General features: G+C 34.5%; 7 protein-coding genes, 1 rRNA gene and 1 other annotated feature. Of the genes, 1 reads left to right on the forward strand and 7 read right to left on the reverse strand.

The genetic code is table 11. The features are described 5' to 3' along the window. Positions 1–362: 362 nt before the first annotated feature. Positions 363–4,610 (forward strand): 2-hydroxyacyl-CoA dehydratase, encoded by a 4,248-nt coding sequence (locus BM183_RS14285; protein WP_091687554.1) that lies wholly within the window; start codon positions 363–365, stop codon positions 4,608–4,610. Between the two features lie 257 nt (positions 4,611–4,867). On the opposite strand, the gene tyrS is transcribed toward BM183_RS14285, so the two are convergent. The 7 genes from tyrS to BM183_RS14325 form a co-directional block, all read right to left on the reverse strand. Further along, positions 4,868–6,082, reverse strand: coding sequence for a tyrosine--tRNA ligase (gene tyrS, locus BM183_RS14290; RefSeq protein ID WP_091687555.1), 1,215 nt, complete (start codon positions 6,080–6,082; stop codon positions 4,868–4,870). 191 nt (positions 6,083–6,273) lie between these two features. Further along, positions 6,274–6,536, reverse strand: a binding site (T-box leader). Between the two features lie 329 nt (positions 6,537–6,865). Continuing rightward, positions 6,866–7,540: a uracil-DNA glycosylase gene (locus tag BM183_RS14300; protein WP_091687556.1), complete on the reverse strand. Its 675-nt coding sequence runs from the start codon at positions 7,538–7,540 to the stop codon at positions 6,866–6,868. Positions 7,541–7,719: 179 nt separating this feature from the next. Then, on the reverse strand, positions 7,720–8,481 hold the full coding sequence (hisF, locus tag BM183_RS14305) for an imidazole glycerol phosphate synthase subunit HisF (protein ID WP_091687557.1): 762 nt from the start codon (positions 8,479–8,481) through the stop codon (positions 7,720–7,722). Between the two features lie 11 nt (positions 8,482–8,492). Next, positions 8,493–9,098, reverse strand: a complete 606-nt coding sequence (gene hisH, locus BM183_RS14310) for an imidazole glycerol phosphate synthase subunit HisH (protein WP_091687558.1) — start codon at positions 9,096–9,098, stop codon at positions 8,493–8,495. A gap of 340 nt (positions 9,099–9,438) precedes the next feature. Next, positions 9,439–11,229 carry a hypothetical protein gene (locus BM183_RS14315; RefSeq protein WP_091687559.1) on the reverse strand — a complete coding sequence of 597 codons (1,791 nt, stop codon included), beginning with the start codon at positions 11,227–11,229 and terminating at the stop codon, positions 9,439–9,441. 138 nt (positions 11,230–11,367) lie between these two features. Beyond that, on the reverse strand, positions 11,368–12,270 hold the full coding sequence (locus BM183_RS14320; protein ID WP_091687560.1) for a chemotaxis protein: 903 nt from the start codon (positions 12,268–12,270) through the stop codon (positions 11,368–11,370). Positions 12,271–12,872: 602 nt separating this feature from the next. Then, positions 12,873–13,190, reverse strand: a 23S ribosomal RNA gene (locus BM183_RS14325); the annotation flags it as partial.

Below are 13,190 nucleotides of genomic sequence, written 5' to 3' on the forward strand. Positions count from 1 at the left end.
GAATTTTAATTTTGCTTAAGATTATTTCAGTTGAACTTCCAACCTAAGTAGCGTATAATAAAATATCGATTACATTTCATTCCATGCACGTTGGAATAAAAGTTTATAATGATATGAAACATACATCAATTTTCATTTCCTTTATTACTCCAATAGGTAATTTTTTACATAAACAGAGGCCATGAAAAGGCAGACATGCACAGGATATCTTTTGGATAGTAATATAATAGTACTACTATTTTCAACTCGATTATTATATAGCAGTCTATATATAGTAATCTTAATATATATTAAATTATGTTACTTGCTGCACTTTAGTAACATAGTAAAGTTATAGGAGGTAGCCTATATAGGCGAATGTTATGATAAAGAATAAAATAAACACACTCGGCATAGATATCGGCTCAACAACAGTAAAAGTCGTTATATTAAATGAACACAATGACATTCTATTTTCACAATACGAACGTCATTATGCTAATATTCAGGAAACATTAGCGGGTCTATTACAGAATGGACATAAAGCCCTTGGTGATATGGAATTGGCACCAATGATTACAGGCTCCGGCGGTCTTTCCATCAGTAAATACCTTGGAATACCATTTATTCAAGAGGTAGTTGCAGTATCTACTTCATTGCAGGATTATGCACCTCAAACAGATGTTGCCATTGAACTTGGAGGGGAAGATGCCAAAATCATTTATTTTACAAATGGTATTGATCAAAGAATGAATGGTATCTGTGCAGGGGGTACAGGATCCTTTATAGACCAGATGGCAACTTTATTAAAAACAGATGCAGAAGGTCTTAATGAATATGCCAAAGATTATAAATCTATATATCCAATAGCTGCAAGATGCGGGGTATTTGCTAAATCTGATGTGCAGCCATTAATTAATGAAGGAGCTACAAAGCCGGACTTAGCTGCTTCTATCTTCCAAGCTGTAGTAAGCCAAACAATCAGTGGTTTGGCTTGTGGTAAACCAATTAAAGGAAATGTGGCTTTTTTAGGTGGCCCCCTTCATTTCCTGACAGAATTAAAGCAGGCCTTTATTCGAACTTTACATTTAACACCGGAGCAAACCATTGCTCCTGAGCATTCCCATCTGTTTGCAGCTATGGGTGCTGCAATGAACAGTAAATATGAGGGGATTACCACTTTTGATGAATTAGTAAGTAAGTTGACAGCAGGCATCCAAATGAAATCAGAAGTCTCCCGTTTAGATCCTTTATTTAAAGACGAAAAAGAATATGAGGAATTCACAGCAAGACATTCTCTGCATTCTGTTGGGAAAGGTGATCTGCAAACTTATGAAGGAGACTGTTTCCTTGGTATAGATGCAGGTTCTACTACTACAAAAGTTGCTTTAGTGGGAGAAGATGGTTCTTTACTCTATTCCTTCTACAGCAGTAATAATGGAAGCCCGTTAAAAACAGCTATCAAATCCATAAAAGAAATTTATACCTTATTACCTGACAGTGCCCGTATTGTACGTTCCTGTTCTACCGGTTATGGTGAAGCATTGATCAAAGCTGCTCTTATGCTGGATGAAGGTGAAGTAGAAACTGTAGCCCACTACTATGCTGCCTCCTTCTTTAATCCAAAAGTAGACTGTATCCTTGATATTGGCGGTCAGGATATGAAATGTATTAAAATAAAAAATAATTCCGTAGACAGTGTTCAGCTAAATGAAGCTTGTTCCTCCGGATGTGGTTCCTTTATAGAAACCTTTGCAAAATCCTTGAATTACGAAGTGGCAGATTTTGCGCAAGTGGCTTTATTTGCAGAGAATCCAATTGATCTTGGTTCCAGATGTACCGTATTTATGAATTCCAACGTAAAGCAGGCGCAAAAAGAAGGAGCCAGTGTTGCGGATATTTCCTCCGGTTTGGCATATTCGGTAATTAAGAACGCAATTTTTAAAGTAATTAAAGTAACCGATCCAAAAGACTTAGGAGAAAATATCGTAGTACAGGGCGGAACTTTCTATAACGATGCCGTGCTTCGAAGTTTTGAGATATTATCACAATGTACGGTTATAAGACCTGATATTGCAGGTATTATGGGTGCTTTCGGTGCTGCACTGATTGCCAGAGAACATTACAATGGGGAAGAAACCACCACACTTTCTATTGAAAAAATCAATGCATTAAAAGTAGAATCTTCCATGGCAAGGTGCAAGGGATGTACCAACAACTGCCAGTTAACCATTAATCGTTTTACCGGAGGCAGACAATTCATATCCGGAAACCGTTGTGAACGAGGTATAGGAAAAGAAAAGAATAAAGATAATATTCCAAACTTATTTGAATACAAGCTAAAGAGACTCTTCTCCTATGAACCACTAGAAGATGATAAGGCCTTCCGGGGTACAGTAGGAATTCCAAGAGTTTTAAATCAATATGAAAATTATCCATTCTGGTTTACTTTCTTTACGGAAATGGGATACAAAGTAGTATTATCACCGGAATCCACCCGTAAGATCTATGAATTAGGAATTGAATCCATTCCAAGTGAATCGGAATGTTACCCTGCTAAATTAGTACATGGACATATTATGTGGTTAATTAAACAAAATATAGACTTCATCTTTTATCCAAGTGTTCCATATGAGAGATGTGAAGTAGAAGGTGCTAATAACCACTATAACTGCCCTATTGTTGCTTCTTACAGTGAAAATATTAAGAACAACGTAGAAGAATTAAGCAGTCACAACATTCGATTTGAGAATCCATTCCTTTCCTTTGAAAGTGAAGAAATCATTGGAAAACGTTTGATTCAAATAATGAAAGAATTAACTGATACATCAGATAAAGAAGTAAAAGCTGCCGTACATAAAGCTTGGCTGGAAATGGAAGCCGAGAGGGAAGACATACGAAAAAAAGGGGAAGAAACCCTCCAATACCTGAAAGAAACAGGAAAACGGGGTATTGTCCTAGCCGGACGTCCTTATCATGTGGACCCTGAGATTCATCACGGCATACCGGAATTAATCACTTCCTATGGTGTGGCAGTATTAACAGAAGACAGTATCTCTCACTTGGGTAAGATTGACAGGCCTTTAGTAGTAGTTGACCAGTGGATGTATCATTCCAGACTATACGCTGCTGCTTCCTACGTAAAGACCATGCCGAACTTGGAATTAATTCAGCTTAACTCCTTTGGTTGCGGACTGGATGCAGTTACTACGGATATGGTAAATGACATCCTATCCAAATCAGGTAAAATATATACGGTTTTAAAAATTGACGAAGTAAATAACCTGGGTGCTGCAAGAATACGTATTCGTTCTCTTCTGTCTGCAATCAGGGACAGAGATCATAAACATGTGGTTAAAGCAAAGATTGTATCCAATGCTTATGACAGAGTCATATTTACAGAAGAAATGCGTAAAGAATATACACTTATAGCACCTCAGATGTCACCAATTCACTTTGACCTAATCCAACCGGCATTACGGGCACATGGCTATAATGTTGAAGTACTGGAAAATGACAATCGTAATGCGGTAGATGTAGGTTTAAAATACGTAAATAACGATGCCTGCTATCCAAGTTTAATGGTGGTAGGCCAAATTATGGAAGCCCTTTTATCCGGAAAGTATGATTTAAATAAGGTTGGTGTCTTAATCACCCAGACTGGGGGTGGCTGCCGTGCAACCAACTATATCAACTTCATTCGCAGGGCCTTAGAAAAAGCAGGTATGGAACAAATACCGGTTATCTCCTTAAGTGCCCAGGGGCTTGAGAAGAATCCGGGATTTAAAATAACTCCAAAGTTACTTGTTAGTGCAGTTCAGGCTATGGTATACGGTGATGTATTCATGCGTGTACTATACCGTACACGACCTTATGAATTGGAATATGGTTCTGCAAATGCACTCCATGATAAATGGAAAGAAATCTGTAAAGTATCTGTTGCTAATGGTAAATGGAGTGAATTTAAACGTAATATAAGGGGTATTGTCCAGGATTTTGATACTCTTCCCCTTAAAGACATTAAAAAACCTAGAGTGGGAATTGTAGGAGAAATACTTGTTAAGTTCTCTCCTGCCGCTAATAATTACTTAGTTGAATTATTGGAAGCAGAAGGTGCAGAAGCAGTTGTTCCAGATTTACTGGATTTCTTCATGTACTCTTTCTACAACTCAAACTTTAAATCAGAATATTTGGGCTTCAAAAAGTCCACCGCCACTATAAATAATATTCTCATTAAGGTATTAGAATACTGTAGAAAAGAAGCACGAATCGCTTTAGAAAAAAGTAACCGCTTTGAACCTCCGGTAAAGATACAAAAACTTGCCGAATATGCTTCTCCTATTGTTTCTATCGGAAATCAAACAGGTGAAGGTTGGTTTTTAACCGGTGAAATGGTTGAGTTAATTCATTCCGGTGTTAATAATATTGTTTGTACACAGCCTTTCGCTTGTCTTCCAAACCATATTGTTGGTAAGGGTGTTATCAAAGAACTTCGGTTAAGACATCCTGAGTCCAATATTGTAGCAGTGGATTATGATCCAGGAGCCAGTGAAGTTAACCAGCTTAACCGAATTAAGCTTATGTTGGCTAATGCTGCTAAGAATTTAGAGAAAGCGGACGATGTGGAATAATGTATATTGGTTATTGATATGGACTCCCGGGAGGTTTTAGCTTCCGGGAGGTTTTTATTTGAAAATTGACAAACGGGAGAAAGTGAGATTGCAGCAGCCTGGCTTTATTCATTCTAAATAGGGTTTTGGATAATAAGTGGGAGTGTAGATACATATTAAGCGCATTTTTCAGTTGATACGAGCATTTTGCCGGAATTGTCTCCTCAAACTTCATAATAACACGTTTATAGTAAATTCCATAACAACTTAGTTATATATTATTTTACTATCTTTACAAACTTCTTTTTCCCAATTTTTATTACATCGCCGCAGGCTAATACCATATCCAAATCCGGTTCTTCAGCCTTCTCTTCATTTATTTGAACTCCACCTTGTTTTAGCAGTCTTCTGAATTCACTTCCACTTTGAATGTGTTTTTCTTTGACTAAAAGGGGAATGATATCTCTTAATAAGTCTTTATTGTCATCTAAAACTAAGTCTGGAATTATATCCGGTATAGATTTTTTGGTAAATGCTGCTTCATAGTACTTTATGGCTTCTTCAACGTCATGGGTAGTATGATATAAAGCTGTGATTTCCTTAGCTAATTGGAATTTTACATCCTTTGGATTCTTACCTGTTGATAATTCTTTCTTAATAACTTCAATATCGTCAGGATGTACATCTGTAGCTAATTCATAGTATTTAATAATTAAGCTGTCAGGAATCTCCATTACCTTTTTAAACATTATATGAGCCGGCTCATAAATTCCAATGTAATTGCCTAAGCTTTTACTCATCTTTTCTACACCATCTAATCCTTCAAGTATGGGCATAAATAAAGCTATCTGCTCCTCTTGGCTCATAGTCTTTTGCAAGGTTCTTCCCATAAGGATATTAAATGTCTGATCCGTACCACCTAGTTCAATATCAGCTTTTAACTCTATAGAGTCATAAGCCTGCATTAGAGGGTAAAAGAATTCATGTAGTCCAATAGGAAAATTATTGGTATATCTATTGTGAAAATCATCTCTTTCCAGCATTCGTGCAACTGTTGTAGTGGAAGCTAATTTTAATATGGAATCAAATTTTAGTTCCCCCAGCCATTCACTATTAAAGCGAACCATTGTTTTTTCTGGATCTAGTATTTTAAATATCTGCTGTTTGTAAGTTTCTGCATTTTCTTCCACTTCTTTTTGTGATAATGCCTTCCTGCCCTGAGTTTTACCTGTTGGATCTCCAATCTTTCCAGTAAAATCACCGATAACAATTACTATCTGATGTCCTAAATCCTGCATCTGCTTCATTTTTCTTAATACCACAGCATGACCCAAATGAATGTCCGGTGCGCTTGGATCCAATCCAAGTTTAACTATTAAGGGCTTATCATCTCTCAATGATTTCTCCAGCTTTTTCTTTAGGTCTTCCTCATTAACCATTCTTTCTACACCTTTGGTAATGATCTTAAATTGTTCTTCTACTGTTTTCTTCATAATAACCTCGATTCCGGCACTTTAGCGCCTTTAACCTTACATTTTTATTTTTAATAAATAGCCATTAATAAGAATCAAAAATGCTGAAGAATTACTTAGATTTATCAAGTTAAGTAAACAATATCCGTATACAAAGACTTCCAGGAACTTAATAAAACTTGAATAATAAAAAAGCCCCCATCCTTCATTATCAAAAGGACGAGAGCATAATCTCGTGTTACCACCTTAAGTTTATAGACAACTCACATTGTCTACCTCTTCAAGTACTCCATACATGATGGGTAATACTCTAGCACTATAACGTGTGCGGGAATCCGTCACAGCCTACTTAATACTTGTTGTTCGGTGTGAAGCTCAAAGATGTATTCATATTCAGCCTGCCATGTACCTCTCATCAACCGGTTACTTTCTGTTTGGATTACTAAATATTACTTATTCTTATCATCGCTTTTATCATCTTATATTAGATTTATATATTAAATCTTTGGCGATTATTAAATTACAACTATTATACTGGTATAATAGATAAATGTCAAGTACTTATTGAAAAAACATTAAATTAGTTAAATATGGTCGAATTCACAGATCAAAACATAAATTTTCATTGCATGAAAAAACTAAATATGCATAAATGCGTAAAATAAAATATAAACTTTTTTTACTAATTTATACTTTCTACATTTTCTTATAATCTATTCAAAATTTTAACCCATTAAGAATTATTGTTTTAAAAATTCTTGAATAATATTCAAATATAAACATCATTTTTTATTTTTATGTAATTTAAATATTTTCAATCTGCCAATCAATTGGCTCTATTCCATGAGATTTTAAGAAATCATTCGTTTGGCTAAAGGGCTTGCTGCCAAAGAAACCTCTATATACAGACAAAGGGCTGGGATGTGGTGCTTCTAATATTAGATGTTTCGAATTATTCAGCATTTTTTTCTTTGCCTGAGCAGGCCTGCCCCAAAGTAAAAATACAATTGGACGATCTTGTTTATTTACAGCTTCTATTACGGAATCGGTAAACTGTTCCCAACCTCTTCCCTGATGGGAATTGGCTTGATGTGCTCTCACAGTAAGTACGGTATTAAGCATTAAAACCCCTTGTTTTGCCCATTTTTCAAGATAGCCATTGTTTGGTATATAACAACCTAAATCATCCTGTAATTCTTTATAGATATTTACCAGGGAAGGTGGAATATCTACTTCCGGTTTTACAGAAAAACATAAGCCATGAGCTTGATTATCATTGTGATAGGGGTCCTGTCCCAATATCACCACTTTTACTTCCTTTAAGGGAGTAAAATGAAAAGCATTAAAAATATCATCTGCCTTTGGAAAAATCAGATATTTATTGTATTCAGATTTTACAAAATTATAAAGTTTTGCATAATATTCCTTATGAAATTCATTGCCTATGGCAGTTAACCAATCATTTGTAATTGCACTCATTTTTATATTTCTCCTATTGCTTATATATTCATTAGTGTACAGAAAAAGCTTTATCAATCAGTTCAAGTGAATATCCGGTAAAATAGTGTAATATGCCATAGCTGCTATTCTACGTCTCAACCTGCTTGCATTGAATTTTTACCAATCACCTATAAAGAACGAATGAACTTCCTTTAAAGCTATATTCTTACACTAATACCATTGCCTTTTAAAAACTTCTTTAAATCCAAAATTTTTAATTCTTTGTAATGGAACAATGATGCTGCCAGCGCTGCATCTGCTTTTCCCTCTGTTAAAGCATCATAAAAATGCTCCCGGTTTCCTGCACCACCTGATGCAATAACAGGAATTGATACATTTTCTGAAATGATGCGGGTAAGCTCTAAATCATAACCATCTTTGGTACCATCCTTATCCATACTGGTCACCAATATTTCTCCTGCACCAAGTTTATTTGCTTTAATTGCCCATTCAACAGCATCAATGCCCGTATCTGATCTGCCGCCGTTCTTATAGATGTTCCAACCTAAACCATCTTTACGACGTTTTGCATCTATTGCTAAAACTACACATTGACTTCCGAATTTATCTGCTGCTTCCGAAATTAAATCAGGGTTTAATATGGCTGCCGTATTAACAGCTACCTTATCAGCTCCTTCTCTTAATATCAGTTTGAAATCCTCTACTGTACGTATGCCTCCACCTACTGTAAATGGAATAAATACTGTTTCAGCAACTCTGCGTACCATATCCATTTTAATGGTTCTTGCATCTGATGAGGCAGTAATATCTAAGAATACTAATTCATCTGCTCCGGCCTTGTCATATGCAGCAGCAATTTCTACCGGATCTCCGGCATCCCTTAAATTAACGAAATTAACTCCTTTAACAACACGCCCATTGTGAACATCCAGACAAGGTATAATCCTTTTCGTAAACATATTTCATCCTCCTACAGTTCTGCAAAATTTTTCAGTATCTTCAATCCAATTTCTCCACTCTTCTCAGGATGAAATTGACAGGCAAAGATATTGTCTTTTTCCACGGAAGCATGAATTAAAGTACTGTAATTTGTAGTTGCAGCCACCTCATCCCTATCTTCTGCTTTCAGATAATAGGAATGTACAAAATAAACGTAGGATTGATTTTCAATACCTTTATATAATTTTGCGCCTGATTTTATATCTAGAGAATTCCATCCCATATGGGGAATCTTAAGACCCTCACAATCCGGAATTCGTAGTATCTTCCCTTTTAAAAGTCCCAAACCTTTTACTCCTGCAGATTCTTCACTACTATCATAAAGTAATTGAAGTCCCAAACAAATGCCTAATAAAGGTTTCTTCTGATTTACAACTTCTTTGATTACATCTGCAAGGCCAAAATTATGAAGTTTTCCCATGGCATCCCCGAATGCACCTACACCCGGTAATATAACTTTATCAGCTTCTAAGATTTCTTCTTTGTTCCTTGTAATAGTCACTGTTTCTCCTAAATAAATCAAAGCTTTCTCAACACTCTTTAAGTTACCTGCATCATAATCAATAACTGCAATCATACTATTATATCCTTTCCTAATAACCACTGTTATTTACGTTCCAATTTGTCTGTTCATTCCGGTAAATTTTTCTCCCATACCGTTTCAATACTTTCTTTGAAGGGAGCTTTAAATAACTTTTAACGAGGAATAGCATACTTTCCTTCCTGCTGTAAATAATTTATATATACCCTTCTGATTGTTAGTCTACACTTCCTCTTTACTGCTAACACCATCTCAAAGTAAAAGAGTGAAGATGCTTTTTTTCACACTATGGTCTTAAAGGGTAATAATGCAAATAAAGAATAACGAAATATTCGCTATTCTTTATGTTACTCTACTATAAGATTTCCTGCAACAATTAATTTGTTTTCTCAGCAACTGTATTTAGAATATATTGAGTATACTCTTCCTGATTCCCGGAAAAAACAATTGCTAATGCTTCTTTTTCCTTTATATTGTATTTGTTATCTAGTTCAGCTAATATTTGTGATTTTAGATCATCCATATCTTTTTCTATTCCCAGTGAAATCGCTGTATCTATATTTTCTTCATATCTTGCTAAACCTTTTAGTAAAGAGTCCAAAGCTTCCGGTTGTTTGTTTAAACCAGTGTAATTATAATAAGAATTAAGTTGCTTGTTAACATACATAACAGTCATAATCTTATTATGAAGTTCCATGTCCTTAGGCTTTACCTTATATCCATATATTTCGTAATAAGCATCTGTATATCTTTGTCTTTCAAAATCCAGCTCTGCTTTTTTTATATTAATAGAATAAGTATATAAATTAGCTCCCACTATAACAAAGGCCGCCGCCAGACCACAAAAGATTAATGCAAATGATGTTCCTGCTTTACTGATCCTTCCTGTATCCTCTTCCTCCAATACCTCATTTACAATAGGTTTTTTCTTTTTAGCTTCAGCTTTTTTCTTAGCATTTTCTTTCTTGGCATTTTCTTTCTTGGCTTTCGCGTCTTTTTTGTCTTTTAGCTTTTTCTCTTTTGCAGCTTTTTTAGTATCTTGTCCATCTTCCTGATCAAGATTATCTTTATCGGCTGCAACTGCCTTAGTTTTTGATTTATCCGTTTTCTTTTTCTTACTTTTCTTAACTTTTTCCTTTTTCTTTGGCTCTTCCCCTTCTTCTGAACCTTTCGCTGCTTTTTTAGAACCAAATACCTTTTCCCATTTTTTCTTTTTAACTTCTTCACGATTTTCCGGTTGATCTAATGTAATATTCTCTACATTTAAATCCTGATCGTTCAATGAATAAATTGCACTTAAAGAATCAGAAAATATTTCACCCAAATCTCCAGGATTCTTATCTGGATCAGGTTGAATCGTATTTTCATCAATATTGTCCACGGATAAAATATCGTTTAATAAATCATTGTTACTTTTTATACTACCAGTTTCTTGTTCCTGAACTTCTATAGAACCCATCTCTTTTTGAGAACCTTTACTTTCAGATGACTTTTCTTCAGCCACAGAAGTATTCTTTAATGATTCCTGATTCCAATTATCCTCATTTTCTTCTAATGCAAAAATATCTTCCCTGTTTTCATTAACAGATTCCTCAAGGCCGGTAATCATACCTAACAAAGCCACCAAATCATCATCAGCTTCATTCATGGTGTCAAAATCAGCCACAGGTGAGCTATTATTATCCTCTTTGTTAGAAGATTCTTGGTAATCCGGTGTATTCTCTTCTTCATTCATATCTTCATCAAAATTATTATGAAGGCTTAAAATTTCGCTATTAGAATCACCCTCCGCATTAACGGCTTCGTTTATATCACCATCTTCTTCCAAAGCTAATATATCTTGCTCTTCTTCTATTAATGCAAGAATATCTTCTACATCATTATTTAATTGTTCTTTTTCTTCCGAAGTATGCTTTATATTTTCCAAGTTGTTCTCTTCCTGTTCAGCGTTATTTTCTATCTCAACTTTATCATTTGCAGTATCATTTTTTATAGATGCCTTTTTCTTAATATTAATATGTTGATTCGTATTAGGTTGATTCACCATACCTTTTAGCAGACCATCTAGATATGATTCACTGGAAAAATCCTTTTTTTCTTTGAAACAATTCTCACAGTATTCTGATTCTCCTTGAAATTCTGAACCACATACTTTACATTTAGCCACAAATCCACCACCTATTAATTATTAGTCATCAAAATTTTACCATATAGTACATTAACTTGCAAGATATACCATATTAATATAGTACTATATTCCCTTTTTCTTTAAAATAAAAATGTAAATAAATTATTAAATATTTATTTAATGAAGAATAAGTCTGTCAATGGCATCCACTAATGTACCTATTTCAGGTTTCGTTAATTGGGCATCTGCTCCTAGTAACTCCCCTTTTCGCTTCATATCATCATTAATTAAAGAAGAAAAAATAATTACTGGCAGATGTTTTAACTCTGCATCGTCCTTAATCAGTTTAGTCAAATGATGGCCATCCATTTGGGGCATTTCAATATCAGTTATAACACACTTTATACTTCTATCAACACTATTATCTTCTTTAAATTTTAATAATTTGTTCCATGCTTCCTGTCCATTGGCTGTATTAATGATATTTGTGTAGCCTGCTTTTGTCAGGCAATTAATAATAAGATTATTAAGCAAAGGAGAATCTTCCGCAATAAGAATAGGGGAATCATTTCTCTTTCTTACACCCAAATGGTCCACATCCGATATTTTTAAGCCTGTTTCAGGATTAATATCAGATATTATTTTTTCGAAATCAAGAATGATAATTAACTTCTTATCCTTTTTGATTATGCCTGTGGCTATACCATTTTTACCGGTACTGATTGTTTCGTCGGGTTTATTAATGTCTTGCCAAGATACTCTGTGTATACCAACAACGCTATGTACATGAAATGCAACATTTAACTTATTAAAATTTGTTACTACAAACATATCAGAGGATCTATTTTCTGATTCGGGCAAATGCATACATTTTGCTAAATCAATAACAGAAATAACCATATCTCTCGGCATAAAAATCCCCTCAATAAATGGATGAGCATTGGGTACAATAGTAGGTTTTTGATAAGGTAATATTTCTCTTATTTTAGCAACATTAATTCCGTAATAGTTTTCTCCTACCTTAAATTCCAATATTTCAAGCTCATTGGTTCCGCTTTCCAATAAAATACCAGTATCCATATTTACATCCTCCGTTATGTTTCATTTATCTAATTGTTTTCTTAAATTATCTTTATATTCTTTTTTACTCGTCTTTTTTATTAGCCCTTATGATCAATTTTTATGGTTACTCTTTATAATTCATCTTTTGATTAACCTTTATGATTTATCTTTTGATTAACCTTTATAATTCATCTTTATAATTCATCTTTATGATTCATCTTTATTTTAATCTTTATGATTCATCTTTATTTTAATCTTTATGACTCATCTTTATTTTAATCTTTATAATTAATCGCTCTGATTCCTTTTGTGTTTCTAACCCAAATAAAGTATTTCAACAAATCATTATTAACTTTACTTTTACAAAATTATGGTTTCTCTTTTAGTATATCGACATTTTACTTTATTGACATTATAGTACATTTTCCAACATATTTCAAATCTATTCTTTATTATTAGCAAAAAATAGTAATATCACAAGAGAAACAAGAGAAGTAAGTATCTTACTTTTTGCTAAAATAAAAAAACCTGCAGTATCAAAATTGATAAACTACAGGTTTATTTCATATTCATTGTTTTTATACTAAACATTATATTATCCGTTTCTATGAACAATTCTTTAGGTCAAGCCCTCGACCTATTAGTATTAGTCAGCTGCATACATTACTGCACTTCCACCTCTAACCTATCTACCTCGTCGTCTTCGAGGGGTCTTACTAGCTTATGCTATGGGATATCTCATCTTGAGGGGGGCTTCACGCTTAGATGCCTTCAGCGTTTATCCCTTCCAAACTTGGCTACTCGGCCATGCCATTGGTATGACAACCGATACACCAGCGGTTCGTCCAACCCGGTCCTCTCGTACTAAGGTCAGCTCCTCTCAAATATCCTACGCCCGCGCCGGATAGGGACCGAACTGTCTCACGACGTTCTGAACC

Source organism: Anaerocolumna aminovalerica (assembly GCF_900115365.1).
GTDB classification, from domain to species: Bacteria; Bacillota; Clostridia; order Lachnospirales; family Lachnospiraceae; genus Anaerocolumna; species Anaerocolumna aminovalerica.